This is a genomic window from Janthinobacterium sp. 1L-D-8-B-C4 (assembly GCF_057291295.1).
Genome location: NZ_JBXAVX010000001.1, coordinates 248,952 through 270,198 on the forward strand (window position 1 = coordinate 248,952; position 21,247 = coordinate 270,198).

General features: G+C 63.0%; 18 protein-coding genes. 9 read left to right on the forward strand and 9 right to left on the reverse strand.

Going from position 1 to position 21,247, the window contains the following annotated elements:
• The first annotated feature begins 189 nt into the window (after positions 1-189).
• From phaR to AC0Z42_RS01210, 6 genes are all read left to right on the forward strand, one after another.
• On the forward strand, positions 190-756 hold the full coding sequence (gene phaR / locus AC0Z42_RS01185; protein WP_094445143.1) for a polyhydroxyalkanoate synthesis repressor PhaR: 567 nt from the start codon (positions 190-192) through the stop codon (positions 754-756).
• Positions 757-971: 215 nt separating this feature from the next.
• On the forward strand, positions 972-2,372 hold the full coding sequence (locus tag AC0Z42_RS01190) for a GH1 family beta-glucosidase (RefSeq protein ID WP_485466398.1): 1,401 nt from the start codon (positions 972-974) through the stop codon (positions 2,370-2,372).
• Between the two features lie 173 nt (positions 2,373-2,545).
• Positions 2,546-3,739, forward strand: coding sequence for an ABC transporter substrate-binding protein (locus tag AC0Z42_RS01195; RefSeq protein WP_485466767.1), 1,194 nt, complete (start codon positions 2,546-2,548; stop codon positions 3,737-3,739).
• 24 nt (positions 3,740-3,763) lie between these two features.
• Entirely contained in the window at positions 3,764-4,669 is a 906-nt protein-coding gene (locus tag AC0Z42_RS01200; protein ID WP_485466399.1) for a carbohydrate ABC transporter permease, read from the forward strand.
• A complete protein-coding gene (locus AC0Z42_RS01205; protein WP_485466400.1) occupies positions 4,666-5,556 on the forward strand; it encodes a carbohydrate ABC transporter permease in 891 nt (296 codons plus the stop codon). The genes AC0Z42_RS01200 and AC0Z42_RS01205 overlap by 4 nt, the downstream gene beginning before the upstream one ends.
• A gap of 11 nt (positions 5,557-5,567) precedes the next feature.
• The gene (locus AC0Z42_RS01210) at positions 5,568-6,638 is read left to right on the forward strand and encodes an ABC transporter ATP-binding protein (RefSeq protein ID WP_485466401.1); all 1,071 of its coding nucleotides are present in this window, start codon (positions 5,568-5,570) and stop codon (positions 6,636-6,638) included.
• Positions 6,639-6,641: 3 nt separating this feature from the next.
• Here the strand turns inward: AC0Z42_RS01210 and AC0Z42_RS01215 are convergent, their stop codons facing one another.
• Entirely contained in the window at positions 6,642-7,664 is a 1,023-nt protein-coding gene (locus AC0Z42_RS01215) for a LacI family DNA-binding transcriptional regulator (protein WP_485466402.1), read from the reverse strand.
• 163 nt (positions 7,665-7,827) lie between these two features.
• On the opposite strand from AC0Z42_RS01215, the gene rimO reads away from it, so the two are divergent.
• Together rimO and AC0Z42_RS01225 are read left to right on the forward strand one after the other, a co-directional pair.
• Positions 7,828-9,234 (forward strand): 30S ribosomal protein S12 methylthiotransferase RimO, encoded by a 1,407-nt coding sequence (gene rimO / locus AC0Z42_RS01220; RefSeq protein ID WP_485466403.1) that lies wholly within the window; start codon positions 7,828-7,830, stop codon positions 9,232-9,234.
• A 96-nt stretch (positions 9,235-9,330) separates the two neighbouring features.
• Positions 9,331-10,497 (forward strand): cystathionine beta-lyase, encoded by a 1,167-nt coding sequence (locus tag AC0Z42_RS01225; protein WP_485466404.1) that lies wholly within the window; start codon positions 9,331-9,333, stop codon positions 10,495-10,497.
• Positions 10,498-10,536: 39 nt separating this feature from the next.
• Here the strand turns inward: AC0Z42_RS01225 and AC0Z42_RS01230 are convergent, their stop codons facing one another.
• On the reverse strand, positions 10,537-10,896 hold the full coding sequence (locus AC0Z42_RS01230) for a DUF4870 family protein (RefSeq protein ID WP_485466405.1): 360 nt from the start codon (positions 10,894-10,896) through the stop codon (positions 10,537-10,539).
• A 112-nt stretch (positions 10,897-11,008) separates the two neighbouring features.
• Between AC0Z42_RS01230 and AC0Z42_RS01235 the strand changes: the two genes are divergently transcribed.
• Positions 11,009-12,832 carry a serine hydrolase domain-containing protein gene (locus AC0Z42_RS01235; protein WP_485466406.1) on the forward strand — a complete coding sequence of 608 codons (1,824 nt, stop codon included), beginning with the start codon at positions 11,009-11,011 and terminating at the stop codon, positions 12,830-12,832.
• Between the two features lie 5 nt (positions 12,833-12,837).
• Here AC0Z42_RS01235 and AC0Z42_RS01240 read toward each other — a convergent pair whose 3' ends face one another.
• From AC0Z42_RS01240 to AC0Z42_RS01270, 7 genes are all read right to left on the reverse strand, one after another.
• On the reverse strand, positions 12,838-13,095 hold the full coding sequence (locus AC0Z42_RS01240) for a hypothetical protein (RefSeq protein ID WP_485466407.1): 258 nt from the start codon (positions 13,093-13,095) through the stop codon (positions 12,838-12,840).
• Positions 13,092-13,928 (reverse strand): MbnB/TglH/ChrH family RiPP precursor modification enzyme, encoded by an 837-nt coding sequence (locus AC0Z42_RS01245; RefSeq protein ID WP_485466408.1) that lies wholly within the window; start codon positions 13,926-13,928, stop codon positions 13,092-13,094. Before AC0Z42_RS01245 ends, AC0Z42_RS01240 begins: the two co-directional genes overlap by 4 nt.
• Complete coding sequence (locus AC0Z42_RS01250) at positions 13,918-14,850, reverse strand: TIGR04222 domain-containing membrane protein (RefSeq protein WP_485466409.1); 933 nt, start codon at positions 14,848-14,850, stop codon at positions 13,918-13,920. Before AC0Z42_RS01250 ends, AC0Z42_RS01245 begins: the two co-directional genes overlap by 11 nt.
• Positions 14,847-15,590 carry a hypothetical protein gene (locus AC0Z42_RS01255; RefSeq protein ID WP_485466410.1) on the reverse strand — a complete coding sequence of 248 codons (744 nt, stop codon included), beginning with the start codon at positions 15,588-15,590 and terminating at the stop codon, positions 14,847-14,849. Before AC0Z42_RS01255 ends, AC0Z42_RS01250 begins: the two co-directional genes overlap by 4 nt.
• A 100-nt stretch (positions 15,591-15,690) precedes the next feature.
• Positions 15,691-16,533: a phosphoserine phosphatase SerB gene (gene serB / locus AC0Z42_RS01260; RefSeq protein ID WP_485466768.1), complete on the reverse strand. Its 843-nt coding sequence runs from the start codon at positions 16,531-16,533 to the stop codon at positions 15,691-15,693.
• 43 nt (positions 16,534-16,576) lie between these two features.
• A complete protein-coding gene (gene mfd / locus AC0Z42_RS01265) occupies positions 16,577-20,020 on the reverse strand; it encodes a transcription-repair coupling factor (protein ID WP_485466411.1) in 3,444 nt (1,147 codons plus the stop codon).
• 60 nt (positions 20,021-20,080) lie between these two features.
• Entirely contained in the window at positions 20,081-21,025 is a 945-nt protein-coding gene (locus AC0Z42_RS01270) for a 5'-nucleotidase (protein WP_485466412.1), read from the reverse strand.
• Positions 21,026-21,247 lie beyond the last annotated feature (222 nt).

Below are 21,247 nucleotides of genomic sequence, written 5' to 3' on the forward strand. Positions count from 1 at the left end.
TGTTCAACTTGTCAAGAACTTACTTTTAGTTGCGTTGCAATAAAACCGGGAAACTTCGGCGCGAATGTGCAACGTCGTCGTTTTCCACTCTATAATGCAAAAAGTAAGCAGGTGCGAAAGCGAACCTTGCGTTCGCTTTTTTTTCGGATCAACTCAGTATGCGTTGCGGCGCAATAAGTGGAACTTCTGATGAGCAGTGCAAAAAAAAGTATAGACCGCCTGATTAAAAAATACCCTAACCGCCGGCTGTACGATACCCAAACCAGTTCCTACATCACCTTGACGGACGTCAAGCAGCTGGTGCTGGACAATGAAGAATTCACGGTAGTCGATGCCAAATCCAGCGAAGACCTGACGCGCAGCATCCTGCTGCAGATCATCCTGGAAGAAGAGGCCAGCGGCGTGCCGATGTTCTCGAGCGGCGTGCTGTCGCAAATCATCCGCTACTATGGCCACGCCATGCAGGGCATGATGGGTTCCTATCTGGAAAAGAACGTGCAAGCGTTTACCGATATCCAGCACAAGTTCACGGGCACCTCGGCCGGCAGCTTCGAAGGCAAGCCGTTCAGCCCTGAAATGTGGACCCAGTTCATGAACGTGCAGGGCCCCATGATGCAGGGCATGATGAACAACTATATCGACCAGAGCAAGAGCCTGTTCGTGCAGATGCAGGAGCAAATGCAGAACCAGAGCAAGAGCCTGTTCGGCAATTTTCCGTTTGTGCCGCCGGTGGTGCCGCCAACGGACAAGAAGTAAGGCCAGCAAACATGCGGCCTGGGTCAGACCCATCGAACGGCACAGCGGAGCGATCCCTGTGCCGTTTTTTCATGCTGCGCAGCAGCAGGCGTCTTGCCGCCCAGTTTCTCCACTCGCTTCCTGTAAATTTGCGTTGACATTGAAAATTCTTCACTGGTACTATTTGAGCACCTTGTGGAAGCGCTTCCACTCCCATCAGAAGCGAAGGAGATTGTGTGAATCAAGCTGCCGTACCGGTTGTGCCAGAGGCGTCTGCCGGACTGGAAACCGCATTTTCGCCACCGGCCGATTCGGTCTTGTGGGACAAGAATTTTTTGCTGGGCGTGGCGACCGCTGCCTACCAGATCGAGGGCGCCGTGCGGGCAGATGGCCGCCTGCCATCGATCTGGGACACTTTCTCTGCCATCCCGGGCAAGGTGCTGGCCGGCGACACGGGCGAAATCGCTTGCGACCACTACCATCTGTGGGAACAGGACATTGAAACCATCGCCGCCCTGAATGTCGGTGGCTACCGTTTGTCGATCGCCTGGCCGCGCGTGATGGATGAGCAGGGCCGGCCGAACGCGGCTGGCATTTCCTTCTACAAGAACCTGCTGCGGCGCCTGAAGCAAAAAGGCCTGAAAACCTTCGTCACCCTGTATCACTGGGATTTGCCGCAATACCTGGAAGACCGTGGCGGCTGGCTCAACCGCGATACCGCCTACCGCTTTGCCGAATATGCCGACCTGATGAGCCGCGAACTGTCCGGCCTGGTCGATGCCTGGGCAACCCTGAACGAACCGTGGTGCTCGGCTTTCCATGGTTATGGCGGCGGCCACCATGCGCCGGGCAGGGCGGACGTACGCTACGCAACGCAGGCGATGCACCATCTGCTGCTGGCGCATGGCCTGGCGCTGGTGCAGCTGCGCCGCAACGATCCGGGCGCGCAAGTGGGGCTGGTGGCCAATGTGGGCCGTGGCACCACCACCGGCAGCAGCGCGGCAGACCTGCGCGCGGCCGAGCTGTTCGAACTGCAGCACAACAACTGGGTCTTCGATCCGCTGTTCAGGAAAACCTATCCGGACGCCTTGTGGGAGTTGTGGCCGGGCGCCAGGCCGCTGGTGCTGGAAGGCGACATGGACATTATCGGCGCGCCGATGGATTTTCTGGGCATCAACTATTATTTCCGCACAAACGTGGTCAGCGATGGCGGCCACGGCTATGTGGAAGTGGAACTGGAAGGCGTGGAGCGCACCCAAATGGGCTGGGAAGTGTATCCGCAGGGCCTGTACGATCTGCTGGTTGGTTTCCACCGCGACTATGCGAACCTGCCGCCGGTCTACATCACGGAAAACGGCACCGCCTCCGACGACGAGGTGGTCGATGGCAAGGTCGATGACAAGCGCCGCATCTCTTTCCTGAACCGCCACCTGGCAGCGGTCGACGCGGCGGTCAAGGCCGGCGTCGACATCCGCGGCTATTTCATCTGGTCGCTGATGGACAACTTCGAATGGGCGTTCGGTTATGAGCGCCGTTTCGGCATCATTCACGTCGATTACGCCACCCAGCAGCGCACCCTGAAGCAGAGCGCCTTGCTGGTGCGTGATTTCCTGGCTCGCCGCAATGCACGGCCCTGAGGAGAAATACTGGCGTTAATGCTCGATTGAGGTTTCATCTGGTAAAGTTTTATGCAGGCGTAGCCGATTCATTCCCATAAAAAGAGCGCTGGACGCTCACAGGAGACAATATGAATAAAACCAATAAAACTGCCGGCGCAATTGCCCTGGCCCTGGCGGCGCAAGCCGCTTTGATGGCGCCGGCCATGGCGCAAAATCCCGCGCCCCTGAAGGCCACCGTGATTCACTGGTGGACCTCGGGCGGCGAATCGGCAGCGATCCGCCAGTTTGCCGATGCCTATAACAAGGCCGGCGGGCAGTGGATCGACCAGGCGATTGCCGGCGCCGACCAGTCGCGCGCCACCACCATCAACCGCATCGTCGGCGGCAATGCGCCGGTGGCGGCGCAGTTCAACACCTCGCAGCAGTTCCGCGATATCGTCGACCAGGGTTTGCTCAATAATATCGATGACGTGGCGATCAAGGGCAACTGGGACCAGATCATGCCGCCGTCCATCCTCAACGCGATCAAGGTCAAGGGCCATTTTTATGCGGCGCCCGTGAGCATCCACATGCCGGCCTGGTTCTTCTATTCCAAGGCCGCTTTCAAGAAGGCCGGCATCGCCGACGAACCGAAGACCTGGGATGAATTCCTGGCCGACCTGGCCAGGCTGAAGGCGGCCGGCGTGGTGCCGCTGGCTTTCGGCGGCCAGGTATGGCAGGAAAAAATCACCTTCGACGCCATCTTCGCCATGGTCGGCGGCCAGGAACTGTACCTGAAAGTCTACCGCGACCGCGACCAGGCGGCCGTCAAATCCGACGCCTTCAAGCAGGTGCTGGTCGCCTTCAAGAAGCTGCGCGGCTTCACCGACGCCGGTGCGCCCGGACGCAACTGGAATGACGCCACCGCCATGGTCATCACCGGCAAGGCCGGCGTGCAAATCATGGGCGACTGGGCCAAGGGCGAATTCTCGGCCGCGAAACAGACGGCCGGCAAGGAATTCGGCTGCTTCCCCGGCTTCGGTCCGAAGTCGCCCTACATCGTCGCCGGCGACGCCTTTGTGTTCCCGAAATCGTCGAATGCCGACGTTCTCAAGGCGCAGAAACTGCTGGCCACCACCATGACGTCGCCGGCGGCGCAAGTGGCCTTCAGCGAGCGCAAGGGATCGATTCCGATCCGTGGCGACATCGACGACAGCACGCTCGATATCTGCGCCAGGCAGGGTATTGCCATCATGAAGGACAAGTCGCGCCAGCTGCCCAATTCGGAGATGCTGACCTCGCCCGACACGAACGGCGCCTTGCAGGATGTGCTGACCAATTACTGGAACAAGAACCAGTCTGCCGACGATGCGCAAAAGGCCTTTGCCAGCGCCTTGAAAGAGTAAGCGCCGCCATCGAAGGGAGAGGCCATGAGTCATGTCAACAAGCCGGCGAAGCGGCGAAGCTTTTCGCTGGCCGCGAATATCGCCCTGCTGCCGATGGCGCTGACGGTATTGTTCGCCTACCTGGGAACGATGCTGTGGACCATGCGCGTGTCGGTGAGCAGTTCGCGCACCTTTCCGGCCGACGATTTTGTCGGTGCCGCGCAGTATGTCCGCCTGTTCAACAACGAGCGCTGGCTGCTGTCGCTGCATAACCTGCTGGTCTACGGCGTGCTGTTCATCGCCGCCTGCATGGTGCTCGGCTTCCTGCTGGCCGTTCTCATCGACCAGAAGGTCGCGGCCGAAGGCGTGCTGCGCACAGTCTTCCTGTATCCGTATGCGATGTCATTTGTGGCCACCGGCCTGGTCTGGCAATGGATGCTGAACCCCGAACTGGGCATCCAGGAAGTGCTGCACAAGCTCGGTTTCGAGCAGGCGCGTTTCGACTGGATCATCGACCAGGACATGGTGATCTACACGGTGGTGATCGCCACTGTGTGGCAAGCCTCGGGCCTGGTGATGGCGCTGATGCTGTCGGGCCTGCGCGGCATCGACGAAGAAATCTGGAAGGCGGCGCGGATTGACGGCATTCCCCGCTGGCGCGTGTATGTCAGCATCGTGCTGCCGATGCTGGGGCCGTCGGTCTCGACCGCCTTCGTGCTGCTGTTCGTGATGGTCGTCAAGGTGTATGACGCGGTGGTCGCCATGACCCAGGGCGGCCCCGGCACGGCCAGCGAAGTGCCGGCCAAGTTCATCATGGATTACCTGTTCGGCCGCGCCAATATCGGCCTCGCTTCGGCAGCTTCGGTGGTGCTGCTGACAACGGTGCTGGCCATCGTCGTGCCGGTCTACTTCGTGCGCAACCGCGCCGGAAAGGGCAAGGCTGCGCGATGACTGCCGCTGTCATGAATCCGGCGCGCCGGCGCCGCTCGCGCTGGACCCCGGCCCGCCTGGGCGTGTATGCCTTTCTATTGTGCGCGGCGCTGTTCTTCCTGCTGCCGCTGTACGTCATGCTGGTCACCTCCGTCAAGCCGATGGCGGAAATCCGCCTCGGCACGCTGTTCGCGCTGCCGGTGCAGGCCACGCTGGAGCCATGGAGCATGGCCTGGCAGTCGGCCTGCACCGGACTCGAATGCAAGGGCATCCGTGGCGGCTTCTGGAATTCGGTCTGGATCGTCGTGCCCAGCACGATCCTGTCGATCGCTGTCGGCGCCGTAAACGGCTATGCGCTGTCGTTCTGGCGGCCGCGCGGCGCCAGAGTGCTGTTTGCCGTGCTGATGATGGGCGCCTTCATTCCGGTGCAGGTGATGGTCTATCCGCTGGTGCGGCTTCTGGCGATGGCGCATCTGTTCAGCTCCTTGCCCGGCATTATCCTGATCCACACCATCTTCGGCATGCCCGTCATGACGCTGCTGTTCCGCAATTACTACGCGGCCCTGCCGCAGGAGCTGTTCAAGGCGGCGCGCATCGATGGCGGCGGCTTCTGGCGCATCTTTTTGCAACTGATGCTGCCCATGTCGACGCCCGTCATCGTGGTGGCGGCCATCATGCAGGTCACCGGGATCTGGAACGACTTTTTGCTCGGCATCGTGTTTGCCGGTGCCGAGCATCTGCCGATGACGGTGCAGCTCAATAACATCATCAACACCAGCACCGGCGAGCGCCTGTACAACGTGAACATGGCGGCCACCATCCTGACGTCGATGGTGCCGCTGGGTCTGTATTTCATTTCTGGCCGCTGGTTCGTGCGCGGGATTGCCTCCGGCGCGGTCAAGGGCTAACAAGGGTCATCATGTCTAATGTAGCGATACGTAATCTTCAGATCCAGCTGGGCGGCAATACCATCATCGACGCTTTGAATCTCGATGTCAGGGCCGGTGAATTCGTGGTCTTGCTGGGGCCTTCCGGCTGCGGCAAGTCGACCTTGCTGCACACCATCGCCGGCCTGATCGACGTCAGCAGCGGCAGCATTGAAATCAGCGGCCACGACATGACCTGGGCCGATCCCAAGGACCGGCGCATCGCCATGGTGTTCCAGTCCTATGCGCTGTATCCGACCATGAATGTGGAGCGCAACATGTCGTTCGGCCTGCGCATCAGCGGCACGCCGAAGGCCGAGGTCGAGCGCCGCGTGGCGCGCGCGGCCGACATGCTGCAGCTGCAGCCGCTGCTCAAGCGCAAACCGGCCGAATTGTCGGGCGGCCAGCGCCAGCGCGTGGCCATCGGCCGCGCCATCGTGCGCCAGGCCGACGTATTCCTGTTCGACGAACCGCTGTCGAACCTGGACGCCAAGCTGCGCACCGAATTGCGCCGCGAACTCAAGCAGTTGCACCAGCAACTGGGCGCGACCATGATCTATGTGACGCACGACCAGGTCGAAGCGATGACGCTGGCCCAGCGCATGGCCGTGATGAAGGGCGGCGTGATCCAGCAGTTCGATACGCCGGCCGCCATCTACCGTGAACCGGCCAATCTGTTTGTCGCCACCTTCCTCGGTTCGCCCGGCATGAATTTGTTCCGTGGCACCTTGCATCACGAGTGGGGCGGCGTGCTTTTCCGCAGCGCCGGCGTGACCCTGGACGTGAGCGCCTATGCCTTCAAGCAGGCGCCCGGGGAAGGGCAGGCCTGCGTGCTGGGGGTGCGCCCGGAAGATATCGGCGTCGGCCAGGGCCTGGCGCACCAGGCCGGCATTTCGCTGGTCGAGGCAATGGGCAATCACAAGGTGATGTGGCTCGACTTCCATGGCAACCAGATCGCCAGCGTGGTGCCGGAGCAGGAGGTGCTGGACACCGGCCACACCACGTTCGAGATCCGCACCGCGCAAGCGTCGCTGTTCGATGGTGCCAGCGAATTGCGCCTGTAGCGGCTAGCCTGCCTGCTCCTGCCGCCGTTTTGCCACCGATTCACGCAAGGTGATGGTGACGGGGAAGTCGCGCTCGATGGCGTAGCTGGTGCCGTAGCACTGATTGAGCAGCCAGCGCACGGCGTTCTGCGTCAGTTCCTGGATCGGGATGTGCACCGACGTCAGGCCGGGGGCCGTGAAGGCGGCCGAATAGTCGTCATCGTAGCCGATCACCGAGACGTCATCGGGCACGCAGATGCCGGCGCGGTGCAGGCAGGACAGGGCGCCCACGGCCATCTCGTCATTGGCGCAGAACAGCCCGGTAAACGGCTTGCCGCCGTCGAGCAGCGACTGCGCGGACGCGTAGCCGCCTTCGCGTGAAAAGTCGGAGCTCATCAGCGGCACATCCTGCCTGGCCACGCCATGGCGCGCCAGTTCATCAAAAAAACCCTGCATGCGGCTCTGATTGTCCGACGTTTCCGGCGGCCCCGAGATGACTGCCAGCTGGCGGTGGCCGGCGTCGAGCAAGGTGCGCGCGGCCAGGGCGCCGCCCTGGTAATGGTCGGGGCAGAACGAGGCTTGCGCCAGCTGCGCGTGGTGCCGGTTCAGGAAGGCCATCTTCGGATGCATGCGCTGCAGCTGCACCAGGTCTTCATCGTGCAAATCGTGGCCCAGCACGACGATGCCGTCGCAGTCGCGCCCGATCAGGAACTTGACCGCTTCGATGGCTTCCTCGCGTGGCGTGCCGTCGCCGCAGCCGGTGGCCACCACCACGTGGCGGCGCAACGCGCGCAGCTCGATATCGGTCTGCTTGAGTATGGTGCCGTAATAGGCGCCAAAGAACGAGGGCGCGAAAATGCCGATCATGCCCAGCGACTTGGCCGACAGCGAGCGGCCGATCGACGAGGGACGGAAATTGAGTTCTTCGATCGCGGCCTGCACGCGCGCCAGCGCATCGGCCGACACCGGGCCGGCGCCGGAAATGGCGCGCGAGGCGGTCGACATGCCGACACCGGCGAGCACTGCGACGTCTTTCAGCGTTGCCACGTAGTCGGGTCTCCTGAGTGGTCAGTCAAGTATTTTCACGATCGGATCGGCCTGGAATACCACAACCGTCGTGCCGGGCCAGCCGATGAAGATCCTAGCACGGATCATGCGCGCAGAATAATGTACAATGCTCGATTGGTCAAAATTTTCCTGGCAACCTATCATGCATTCGATCTCCCGTATTCCTGTCGTCAAATCCGAGCCTGCTGCCGCCATTCCCGGCGCCGCGCCAAAAGTGGGCTTTGTCTCGCTCGGCTGCCCCAAAGCGCTGGTCGATTCCGAACAAATCCTGACCCAGCTGCGCGCCGAAGGCTACGAAACGGCGAAGTCGTATGATGGCGCCGACCTGGTGATCGTCAATACCTGCGGTTTTATCGACGCCGCCGTGCAGGAGTCGCTCGACGCCATCGGCGAAGCGCTGGCCGAAAACGGCAAGGTGATCGTGACCGGTTGCCTGGGCGCCAAGAAAGATGCGGCCGGCGACGACATCATCATGAAGGTGCATCCGAAAGTGCTGTCCGTGACGGGTCCGCACGCGCTGGCCGAAGTGATGGATTCGGTGCATTTGCACCTGCCAAAACCGCATGCGCCTTTCCTCGATCTGGTGCCGCCGCATGGCGTCAAGCTGACGCCGAAGCATTACGCCTACCTGAAAATTTCCGAAGGCTGCAACCACCGCTGCAGCTTCTGCATCATTCCATCGATGCGCGGCGACCTGGTGTCGCGTCCGATCGGCGAACTGATGATCGAAGCGGAAAACCTGTTCAAGGCCGGCGTGAAGGAACTGCTGGTGATTTCGCAGGATACCTCGGCGTATGGCGTGGACGTGAAATTCCGTTCCGGTTTCTGGAATGGCCGTCCGGTCAAGACCCACATGACGCAGCTGACCGAAGCGCTGGGCGAACTGGCCAAGTCCTATGGCGCCTGGGTGCGCCTGCACTACGTGTATCCTTACCCGCACGTCGACCAGATCATCCCGATGATGAGCGGCGGCCATATCCTGCCTTACCTCGACATTCCGATGCAGCACGCCCATCCTGATGTGTTGAAGCGCATGAAGCGTCCGGCCAGCGGCGAGAAAAACCTGGACCGCATCCAGGCCTGGCGCGCGATCAACCCGGACCTGACCATCCGCTCGACCTTTATCGCCGGTTTCCCGGGCGAGACGGAAGCGGAATTCGAATACCTGCTGGACTTCCTCAAGGAAGCGCAGATCGACCGCCTGGGCTGCTTCGCCTATTCGCCGGTAGAAGGCGCGACCGCCAACCAGATCGCCAATCCGGTGCCGGAAGAGCTGCGTGAAGAACGCCGTGGCCGCGTGATGCTGCTGCAGGAAGAAATCTCGAAAAAACGCCTGCAGGCCAAGGTCGGCAAGACCGTGCGTGTGCTGATCGACGAAGTCACCCGCACCGGCGGCGTGGGCCGTTCCAGCGCCGATGCGCCGGAAATCGATGGCGTGGTGTATGTCAAGCCGCCGTATGAGCCGCACCGCAAGCTCGCCGTCGGCCAGTTCGTCGATGTGAAAATCACGTCATCGGATGCGCACGACCTGTGGGGCGCGGCCGAGTAAGCAGATGTAACAGCCATACGGCGCGCAAGGGCTGTAGCCCTTACAATCAAGGCGGACTCGCAATGTGTGGGTCCGCCTTTTTTTATTGCCCATGCCATGACGACAAAAAAATCCTTGCAGACCGCGCTGATCCACAGCGACTATCAGGCGCCGCCAGGCTTTGCCGCCTTTCCCAACGCCATCCATCATGCCTCTACCGTGCTGTTCAAGGACGTGGCGGCGATGCGTTCGGGCAACTGGAAGGACAAGAACGCTTATACCTACGGCTTGCACGGCACGCCCACCACGTTTACGCTCGAAGCGCGGCTGGCCGAAATCGAAGGTGGCGAGTATTGCCTGCTGGCACCGTCGGGCCTGGCGGCAATCGCCATGGCTGACTTTGCCTTGCTCAAAAGCGGCGACGACGTGCTGCTGCCGGAAAACGTGTATTACCCGAATAGCGAGCTGGGGCGCTGGCTGTCACAGGACTTCGGCATTACCACGCGCTATTACGATCCGCTGATCGGCGCCGGGATTGCCACACTGATTCAAGCCAATACCAAACTGATCTGGACCGAGGCGCCCGGTTCCGTCACCATGGAAGTGCCGGACTTGCCGGCCATTTGCGCGGCTGCCCATGCGCGCGGCGTGATCGTTGCGCTGGACAATACCTGGTCGGCCGGCCTGGCGCTGCGCGGCTTTGACCTGGGCGCCGACATCGTCATGCAGGCGCTGACCAAATACCAGTCGGGTGGCTCGGACGTGCTGATGGGTTGTCTGACCACCCGCGACCGCGCACTGCACGACCGCCTGGCCACGGCGCACATGCGACTGGGCATGGGCGTGGGTGCCGACGATGCCTATCTGGTGCTGCGCAGCCTGCCGACCATGAAACTGCGCTTCGACGCGCACGATGCCGGCGCACGCGCAGTGGCGCTCTGGCTCAAGGACCGCAACGAAATTGCGACGGTGCTGCATCCGGCTTTCGAGGACTGCCCGGGACACGACATCTGGAAGCGCGATTTTAACGGTGCCGGCGGCTTGTTTTCCGTGCTGTTCGACGCCAGCTATACGGAAGCGCAGACCGACCGCTTTGTCGACGCCTTGAAATTGTTCAAGATCGGCTACAGCTGGGGTGGCGCCAACAGCCTCGTGATGCCGTACCGCATCGCCGGCATGCGCAAGGGCTGGCAGCAGGGTGGCCAGCTGGTGCGTTTCAATGTGGGGCTGGAAGCGCCGCAGGATCTGGTTGCCGATATCGAACAGGCGTTCGCGGCGATGTAGCGACAAGCGGCGGACCGGCCGGCCCGCCGTGAAACTGAATTACGGCATCGGATTATTGTTGTTCAGGTCGATGAAACCACGCACCAGGCGGTAGGCCTTCCACAGCCAGGCCAGGCCCCAGACAAGCAGGGCGGCTGGGATGCCGATCAGGGTGATCCAGAAGACGGCGCCGACCACGACCCAGAACACGTACCACCAGAACGAACGGATCTGCCAGCTGTGATGGCTGTGTACAAACGTACCCGCCGATTCGCCCCGTTTCAGGTAATTGATGATCAACGGAATGAAGGACAGCGCGCCCAGCGAAAACACGAAGCTGGCGCCATGCACCAGGTACAACCACCAGGCCAGGGTTTTGGCTTGTTGGACATTGTTATCCAGAATAAGTTGTTGTGACATGCGTGCTCCTTGCCTGCAAAGGTTTTGATTGTAGCAAGTTAAACCGGCAAGGGGCGGTCGCCATGCGCGAAAGAGAGGGCTATCAGTGCAATATAGAAACAAGTTATCGGCCATGCGGCGCTGCCTGCGCCGCGCTTGCCAGGCGCTGCTGCTGTGCGCCGTGGCGCAAGCGGCCCATGCCGCCGGCGGCACCCTGGCAGGCGATATCGGCGCTGCCTTGCAGGAAGAAGGCCTGGCCGGCGCCGTCTGGAGCGAGGTGCGCGACGATGGCGCGATCGGCACCGGTGCCGCCGGTCTGAAGAACGCCGCCAGCAAGACGCCCATGCAGGCCGATACCAGGGTGCAGGTGGGCTCGGTGGCCAAGGTCGGGGTGGCGCTGGGCGTGCTGCGCCTGGTGACGGAAAACAGGCTGGCGCTCGATACGCCGCTGGCGCAGGTGCTGCCCGAACTCAAGCTCAAGAATGCCTGGCAGGGCAGCGATCCGGTGCGCATCCGCCATTTGCTGGCCCATACCTCGGGGCTGGACAATGTGCGCTTCTGGCAGGCCTTCAGCAGCAACGCCGCGTTTGACGCGCCGCTGGCGCAAGCCTTTGACGGCAGCGGCAATCTGCTGCGCGTGCGCGACCGCCCGGGCAGCCGCTATGCGTATTCGAACATGGGCTATGGCATCCTGGGCATGGTGATCGAAAAAATCACCGGCCAGCCCTACGAGCGCTATCTCGATGCGCAGGTGCTGGCGCCGTTGGGCATGCAGGACAGTACCTTTGCCTTCGTCACGCAAACCGGCGCCAGGCCGGACAATCGCCTGGCCATGGGCCACTTCGAGCACGGTGTCACGCATGCGGCCGTGCCGATGTACCTGCGCCCGGCCGGGCAACTGACCACCACCGCACGCGACATGGGCAAGCTGGCGCGATTTTTGCTCGGTGACGGCAGCGCGCAGGGCGCGCCCTTCATCGCGCCGGCCCTGATGCAGATGCTGTCGCGGCCAAGCGGTACCGAAGCGTCGCAAGCGGGGCTCGATGCCGGCCATGGCCTGGCGCTGGCCGTGCGCGACCGCCACAATGTGGTCGGTGAATGCCACCCCGGCACAACCGCCGGTTTTCGCGCAATGCTGTGCATTTACCCGGAGCAGAAAAGCGCGTTTTTCATCGGCTTCAATACCGATGCCGAAAGCGCCGACTATGAACGTTTCAACCGGCTGCTGATGCGCGACCTGGAACTGCCGCTGCGCCCGCCGGCCGCGCATGGCATGCCGGCGCCCACGGTGGAGAACTGGCAGGGCGTCTATGTGCCGGCACCGAGCCCGATGGCCAGCATGGCCTGGCTCGATGCGGTATTCGGTTTCGTGCGCGTGAAATGGGATGGCGATTCGCTGTTCCTGATTCCGTTCCAGGGCGAGCCGAAGGAACTCGAACCGGTCGGCGGCTTCCTGTTTCGTGCCAGCGACCGCAGCGCACCGTCGCATGTGCTGCTGCAGGCCGATGGCCGCCATGTACTCAGTGATGGCCTGCACAGCTATGAACGCGCGTCCATGCTGCGCATGCTGGTGCTGTGGGGCAGCCTGGCGCTGGGCGTGATCGGTTTGCTGTACGTGCTGCTGGTGGGCTTGTGGCGTGCCGCTGGCCGCAAGCTGCGCCGCACCGATCATTTGTTCGCGCCCTTGCTGTCGCTGCTGGCGCTGTTGCTGCCGCTGCCGTTCTTCTATTTTCAATCGTTCATGCGCCTCGGCGACGTAACGTTTGCCAGCGTGCTGGCCGCCATTGTCACGGGCGCACTGCCGCTGGCGATGGCCTTTGGCCTGGCCCGCTGCTGGCGCACGCGCGGCACTGCGACGGTGGAAAAACTGGACTGGATCGGTTTATTGGCGGCGCTGCAATTGCTGCTGGTGCTGGCCTGGTGGGGGCTGCTGCCGCTGCGCATGTGGCAGCTGTAGCTGGTTCAGTGCCAGCATTCCAGCAGCCGGCGCCACCAGTTTTGGCGTGGTCTGGCATGGCCGGCGTGCGCCGCGCGCTTGTGACGAAAACTGGCGGCCGCCATCTGCAGGCCGACGCGGTCGATCGCCGCCATCGCCGCGGCTTCCTGTGGCGACAAGCCGTGCAGCAGCGCCTGTGCGTGTGGCTCCTGCAAGAAAGCGTGGCGCGCAGCGTCGTCGGTGTACAGCACCGCCAGATAGGCTTCGAGCGCCGGAGAACTCATGTGCTGCGGCCCTTGCGCAAGGCTGCGCGCGCCAGCTCCAGCTGGCCCAGCACATGCTCGAAACACGGGTAGTTGCCGTCGCGTTCAAGGATGACCGTCAGCGGCTGCGGCGCCGCGCGCGCCAGCACGGCGAGCAAATCGAATACTTCTGGCGGCACGTCGTGCAGATGGTCGTCCAGCAGGCGCCGGCCGCCATCTGGCGCATCGATCCAGTGGCCGCCACTCAGGTGCACGGCGCCCACCGTGGCCAATGGCAAGCGCAGCAGCAGTGCTTGCGGGTCCTGGCCGGTATTGACGGCGTTCGCATACAGATTGTGCAGGTCGAGCAGCAGCGGCACTTGCGCGCCCTCGACGATACGCGCCAGCCATTCGGCTTCGTCCTGCGTGCTGGCCGGTGGTTCGATCAGGGTGGCGATATTTTCCATCAGCGGCGCGCTGCCGATGATGCGCGTGGCCAGCGCGATATTGGCGATCGCGCCCGCTGCGCTGGCTGGCGTGCGTGGCGGCGCGGCCAGGTGGCCGATCTCGACCCCGCCGGCGCGCACGAAACTGAGGTGCTCGGACCAGGACTCGGCTGCGACCTGCCGCATCAGGCGCGCCATCGCATGCAGCCGGCGCGGTTCGGCGGGAATCGTCGACGCCAGTCCCATGCCGACGCCATGCAGGCTGAGGGGAACCTGGCGCGCCAGGCTGCGCAGGGCGGCAATGCTGGCGCGCGAGGCGCGGTAATAATCGTCGGCGATCACTTCCAGCACGTCGATCTGCGCCAGGTTGGACACAATGCCCGCCGCCAGTTCGCCGCGCCAGCCCAGGCCAACCCGGTCAGCTGCCACAGCCGCCACCACCGCCGCAGCCACCACAGCCGCTGCCGCAGGACGAACCGCCGCTGTCGCCGCCGCCGTCACCGCCAGACGAGGAATCGCCCGAACTGCCGGACGATGAATCGCCGCTGTACGCCTGGCGCGGCGGTACCGGGTACAGCTCGGCGACATACGCGTAGACGGACAGCGGCAGGGCGCCGATGCCGAAGATGGCGGCCAGCAGCGCCATGTCCGCGCTGCCGTTGCCCGCTTGCAGGCGCGACGAGCGCATGTTCAGGCGGCTGAACAGCATGCGCAGGTCATTGAGCAGCCGCTGCGCGGCCAGGCTGGTGGGGTTGGTGCGCAGGCCGCGCAGTTTCAGCAAAAATACCGCCGTCAGTATCGCCAGGAACAGCAGGTTGTAATGGCCGGTGCTGACCGCAATGATGGCTTTGACCAGGGCCACCGTCAGCAGCACGTAATGGGCGACCCAGGTGATGCGCTCGCGCCGGCGCAGCAGCGGCGCGCCGACCAGCAGTTCCTGCTGCGTCAGCGACTGCGCATAAGCCTGGCAGGACGGGAAAGCCTCGGCCTGCACCGCCAGTTCCTTGCTGTGGCCCTGGCGGCCCAGGTACAGCCGCAGCACGTCGCGTTCGATCTCGTGATTGGCAAAGCGCAGGCTGTCGGCGCTGGTGTTTTCCAGCAGCGGCCCGTCGGCGCGCAGCAGGCCGCGGTCGACCAGCACGATGGCGGCCACCTTTACCGCTTCGAGCGCGCCGCCGCGCAAAAAGGCAATCCGGTACGGGTCGTCCGCCAGGCTTAGTTGCGCATGCGGATTGCGCAGTTCCTGGCGCAGCAGCAGCTCGCGCACGCCGTAGTACACAACAAGGCCGAAGACCAGGTAAGCTGCCAGGAACCATGGTCCGGTCCAGTAAAACGGATTCGGGCCGGTCACCGCATCTGCTCCGCATGGCTGCGCAAGCGTTCGGTAATCACCATCAGGCCGGTAAAGGCGGGCAGGGCCAGCCCCGGCGCCAGGCGCGCCGTTTCGCGCGCCGCCGACATGCTCTCCAGGGCGGTGTGCAAGGCAGGGTCGCCGAGCGTGTCGACAAATGCTTCGAGCGCCTGCTTGCCATGCGAGGAAGTCAGTCCGTCAAGCTGTGCCAGCGAGGCGGCGGCCGAACGCAGCGGCCCGGCGGCGTCGGCGATGGCGCTGGCCAGCTGTTCTTCATTCAGGCTCAGCAGCAAATAGCGTTCGCGCATGCGCAGCTGCTGGTTCAGCAGCACTTGCCGCAGGCGCCGCAGCACGGCCTCGCGACTGGTATGCAGGCTGGCGAACGGATCGCTACCCAGCAACACCCTGTGGCGCGCGATGATATCGCTGAACTTGACGGCAAAGGCGTCGGCGGCGTCCGCCAGTTCGCTTTCAAGCAGGAACATCACCTGCAGGTCGATGGCGGCGTGCGCCATGCGCAGAGGCCCGCGCAGCGCGTCGGCCGATGCTGGCGTAAAGCGCTTGAGCAGGAGCAGCAGATTGACATCGGAGGTGGCCCGCAACTGGCCGTCGGCGGCAGAGCCGAACAGCACGGCCGCGGCAAGATCGGGCCCAAACGCGTTTTGCGCGGCAGCGACAAACAGCTGCAGATGGCGTTCGATATCGTCCGGCAGGGAAGGCTGCATGGTGGCGTCTTTCATGGTGAAGTGATGGCGCGTGGTTTTGATATTTTGCAATATAGCAAGAATATTAAAAACCGTGCGCGCGCGCCATCAGGCCGCCATCAATATGCGCCGTGGTTCAGGACAAGACGTTCAGCAAACCATCGAGGCCGACAAAGTTCAGCGCCACGTCGGCTTGGGCGCGTACCACCGGCTTGGCGCGGAAAGCCACCGACAGGCCGGCGATGCCCATCATTTTCAGGTCGTTGGCGCCGTCGCCCATGACGATCGCCTGCGACGGCGAGATGCCCAGCTCCTTGCACACCCTTTCGACGGTGCGCTGTTTTTCTTCAGCGTCGACAATGCCGCCAATCACCTTGCCGGTCAGCTTGCCGTCGACGATTTCCAGTTCATTTGCGTGCGTGTAATCCAGGCCCAGGCGCTCTTTCAGGCGTTCGGTAAAGAAGGTGAAGCCGCCCGACACCAGCAGGGTTTTCAGGCCGGCCGCCTTCACGGCCGCCAGCATCTTCTCGGCACCCGGCGACAGCTTCAGGCGTTCGTCGTAGACACGCTGCAGGGCCGAGGCGTCCAGGCCTTCAAGCAGCGCCACGCGCTGCGTCAGGCTGGCGGCAAAATCGAGTTCGCCGCGCATGGCCGCTTCCGTGATCGCCGCCACCTGCGGTTTCAAGCCCTGCATGTCGGCTATTTCATCGATGCATTCGATGGTGATCACGGTCGAATCCATATCCATCGCGACGAGCTTGAATTCGCTCAGCGTTCGCTGGCCCATGATGTAGGTGGCGTCCAGCTGCGCCGCCTGCGCCGCCACTTCGATGGTCGGCAGCAGCGCCTGCGAATAGCTGATTTTTTCGCAGCGCAGCGCATGCGTGCCCAGTCGCGTGATACCGGTCGGCGCGGCCAGCGCGGCGATGCGCTCAAGGCGCGCCGGGTCGCCATCGACGCCCTGCAGTATCAGATTCATGGTCATGGAAGAGGTATTGGTCATGGTAGCCTGCGGTAAAAGTCTAAACGGTCAATTGCTTGATGGTGGTCTTGATCTGCGTCACGCGCGCCGCCAGGTCGGGCATGGCGGCGCTGATTTTCAGCTTGTCCTGGCCATGCAGCTTGATGTGGCGGTTCTTCTGTATCAGTTCGATGATGCGCATCGGGTCGATCGGCGGCTGCGCCATGAACTGCAAAGTGGCCGCTTCGCCATGCACGTCGATCTTGACGATGCCGACGGTTTTGGCCGCAATGCGCAGGCGGTGCGTTTCGATCAGCGCTTTCACCGGGTCGGGCAGCTTGCCGAAACGGTCGATCAGCTCTTCCTGGATATCGTCGATCTTCTCCTGCGTGGCGCAGTTGGCCAGGCGCTTGTAGATCGACAGGCGTTCGTGCACGTCACCGCAGAAGTCGGCCGGCAGCAGTGCCGGCACATGCAGGTTGATCTCGGTGGTCGAAGCCAGCGGCGCGGCCAGGTCGGGTTCCTTGCCGGCCTTGAGCGAGCGCACCGCTTCGTTGAGCATGTCGGAATACAGCTGGAAGCCGATTTCGGTCATTTCGCCGGACTGGCTCTCGCCCAGCACTTCGCCGGCACCGCGAATTTCCAGGTCGTGCATGGCCAGGTAGAAGCCGCTGCCCAGTTCTTCCATTTGCTGGATCGCGTCGAGCCGGCGCTGCGCCAGTTTGGTCAGGCCCTGCACATCGTGCACCAGCAGGTAGGCATACGCCTGGTGGTGCGAGCGCCCCACGCGGCCGCGCAACTGGTGCAGCTGCGCCAGGCCGAACTTGTCGGCGCGGTGCATGATGATGGTGTTCGCGGTCGGCACGTCGATACCGGTCTCGATGATGGTGGTGCACAGCAAAATGTTAAAGCGCTGGGCAACGAAGTCGCGCATGACTTTTTCCAGGTCGCGCTCGTGCATCTGGCCGTGGGCGACGGCGATGCGCGCCTCGGGCAGCAGTTCGGTCAGCATGGCCAGCCGGTTCTGGATGGTTTCCACCTCGTTGTGCAGGAAGTAGATCTGGCCGCCCCGTTTGAGCTCGCGCAGGCAGGCTTCGCGGATGATCGCTTCGCCTTCGCTGCGCACAAACGTCTTGATGGCCAGGCGCTTTTGCGGCGCCGTGGCGATAATCGAAAAGTCGCGCAAGCCTTCGAGCGCCATGCCCAGGGTGCGCGGGATCGGCGTGGCGGTCAGGGTCAGCACGTCGACTTCCGCGCGCAAGGCTTTCAGCGCTTCCTTCTGGCGCACGCCGAATCTGTGTTCCTCGTCGATGATCACCAGCCCCAAACGCGTGAATTTCACGTCGTCGGACAGCAGTTTATGGGTGCCGATAATGATATCGAGCGTGCCGTCGGCCATGCCCTTGAAGGCCTGCGTGATCTCCTTGCCGCTGCGAAAACGCGACAGCTCGGCGATGCGCACCGGCCAGTCGGCAAAGCGGTCGGCAAAGGTTTGCGCATGCTGCTCGGCCAGCAGGGTGGTGGGCGCCAGAATCGCCACCTGCTTGCCGCCCATGACGGCAATAAAGGCCGCGCGCAGCGCCACTTCGGTCTTGCCGAAACCGACATCGCCGCACACCAGGCGGTCCATCGGTTTGCCCGACGTCATGTCGCGGATGACGTTGTGGATGGCCTCGGCCTGGTCCGGCGTTTCGTCGAAGCCGAAGCTGTCGGCAAAGCGCTCGTAGTCGTGCGATGAATATTCAAACGCATGGCCCTGGCGCAGCGCGCGGCGCGCATACAGGTTGAGCAGTTCGGCGGCCGTGTCGCGCACCTGGTCGGCTGCGCGTTTCTTGGCTTTTTCCCACTGGCCCGAGCCCAGCGAATGCAGCGGTGCGTCTTCGGGTGAGGCGCCCGAGTAGCGCGAGATCACGTGCAATTGCGACACCGGCACATACAGCTTGGTGTCTTTCGCGTATTCGAGGTGCAGGAATTCGGTTTCGCCTTCGCCCAGGTCCATGCTGGTCAGGCCCATGTAGCGCCCGATGCCATGGTTGATGTGGACTACCGGGTCGCCGATCTTCAGCTCCGACAGGTCGCGCACCATCGACTCGACTTGGGTCACGCCTTCCTGTTTCTTCTTGCCGACACGGCGGCCCGAGCCCGCATACAGCTCGGTCTCGGTGATGAACGCCAGGTTGCCTTCATCCGTGTACAGCTCGAAGCCCGCATGCAGCGGCGCCACGCCCAGCATCAGTTTCGCATCGGACTGCAGGAAGCCGTCGCTGCCTTCGACCGGCGTGAGGTGCAGATCGAATTCGGCAAAGTACTGCTGCAAGGTTTCGCGCCGGCCGTTCGATTCGGCGCAGACCATCACCCGGCGGCCCGGTTGCAGCAAAAAGCTGCGCAGGTTGGACAGCGGGTCGTCGGCGCGGCGGTTCACCGCGATATTCGGCAGCGGCGCCGACAGTTCCGACGCCAGCGCATCGTTCGACTTGGCGATCGCCAGGCGCGCATACGGTTTCGCCAGCGCAAAGAACTGCTCGTCGCCCAGGAACAGCGACTCGGGCGGCAGGATTGGCCGTTCGCGGTCGGCCTTCAGGAAGCGGTAGCGCGACTGCGTGTCGGTCCAGAAGCGGCCGATCGCCGCGTCGATCTCGCCCACCAGGGCCAGCGAGGCGTCGGGTGGCAGGTAGTCGAACAGGGTCGCGGTTTCCTCGAAAAACAGCGGCAGATAGTATTCGATGCCGGCCGAGGCGATGCCGCTGCTGATGTCCTTGTAGACCACCGAGCGCGACGGGTCGCCTTCGAACTGTTCGCGCCAGCGGCTGCGAAAGGTGGTGCGCGCCGCCTCATCCATCGGAAATTCGCGGCCCGGCAGCAGGCGTACTTCATGTACCGGGTACAGCGAGCGCTGGGTGTCGGCGTCAAACGTGCGGATGGTCTCGATGGTGTCGCCGAACAGGTCGAGCCGGTAGGGCAAAGCTGACCCCATCGGGAACAGGTCGAGCAGGCCGCCGCGCACCGAGTATTCGCCGGGCGACATCACCTGCGACACATGGCTGTAGCCGGCCAGGGTCAGCTGCGACTTCAGCCGCGCTTCATCGAGGACTTCACCCTTCTTGAAAAAGAAAGTGTAGGCCGCCAGAAAGGACGGCGGCGCCAGGCGCACCAGCGCCGTGGTGGCCGGCACGATCAGCACGTCGCACTGGCGGCTGCGGATTTCGTGCAGCGTGGCCAGGCGTTCGGAGACCAGGTCCTGGTGCGGCGAAAACGCGTCGTAGGGCAGGGTTTCCCAGTCCGGCAGCAGATGGCAGCGCAGCTCCTTGCCGCCAAACCACGGGATTTCATCGAGCAGGCGCTGGCCGTCGCTGGCCTGCGCCACCACCACCGCCAGCATCTGGCCGCGTGACTTCAGTTCGAGCGCGGCCAGCGCCAGCGCATAAGCGTCGGATGAACCATACAGGGCCGGCAGCGCGTAGCGGTTGCCGGGCTTGGGGAGCGATTTTTTCAGGGCTAGGGACATGCAGGCGATGATACTGGTGACAGAAGCAGTTGACAGGGGCGGCTGGAAAGCCATGCACGATTATAGACCATCGCCCGTTCGCACATTGGCGATGCCGAACGGTACATGCACCATCGGAATGGTGCCGCCGCTGGACTTCAAATGGCTCAGCTGGTCGTCGAAAAAAATATGCGGCCTGAACACTGCCAGTACGCGCGACTTGTCCATGCCGCCGAGGAAAAACGTTTCGTCGGCCGCCACGCCCCAGCTTTTCAGGGTGGTGACCACCCGTTCGTGCGAGGGCGCGTTGCGCGCGGTGATGATGGCGATGCGCAGGATCTTCTTGTAGGCCGGGTCGCGTTTTTGCGCGCGCTCTTCGAGGCGTTGCATGGTGGCCAGTTTCTGGAACAAGGCGGCCAGCGGCCCAGGGCGGTGCGGCGTGCCCACGTTCAGGGTTTCATGGGCGTGGAATTCGTCGACATCGTTGTTGCGCTTGAAGACGGTTTCCGCTTCGTCGTCGGCGATCACGCCATCGAAGTCGAACGCTACCCGCAGTTCGTCGTCTGCTTCGTCGTCCTCGGTGCGCGACGGCAGCACCAGGCCGGCAGGAAAATTGCATGCCAGCGCGCCGCGCACGTCGTCTTCATTCGCGCTCAGGAACAGCGAGGCATTGAACGCGGGCAGGTAGGGGTAGGGCGACTTTCCGGTCATGAAGGCGGCGCGCGAAATGTCCAGCCCGTAGTGGGCGATCGAGTGCATCACGCGCAGGCCCGTCTCCGGCGAGTTGCGCGAAAACAGCACCACTTCCACCGGCGCCTCGTGCGGATGGTGCTTGTTGATGTTCAAAAAGCGGCGGATGAAAGGAAACGCCACGCCGCGCCCCAGCACGGCATCAAGGTGCGCCTCCTGATACTTGCGGTACTCCTCGGGGCCGCTGTCCAGGTAGACCTGGTGCGATTCGGACAGGTCGAACAGCGCGCTCGAGGCGACGCCAATGACCAGTTTTTGTTCGATAAGATAAGCCATGGTGCTTTCGATGTGTGCTTTCCGACCATCTTATACGAGTATCAACGGCGCAGCCAGCGGCGTCGTTCCCCGCCCGATGGACGAGGCCGTCGCCCGACAGCAAAAGAGTGTTGTTAAAATGCGTTTTTTATTGCCTAACTAAAATTTCGTACACACTAATCGCGACATTGTCGGTAGGATAAATTACGCTTGCCTGCCTGGCATCCTGCGCCTGGGGCGAGC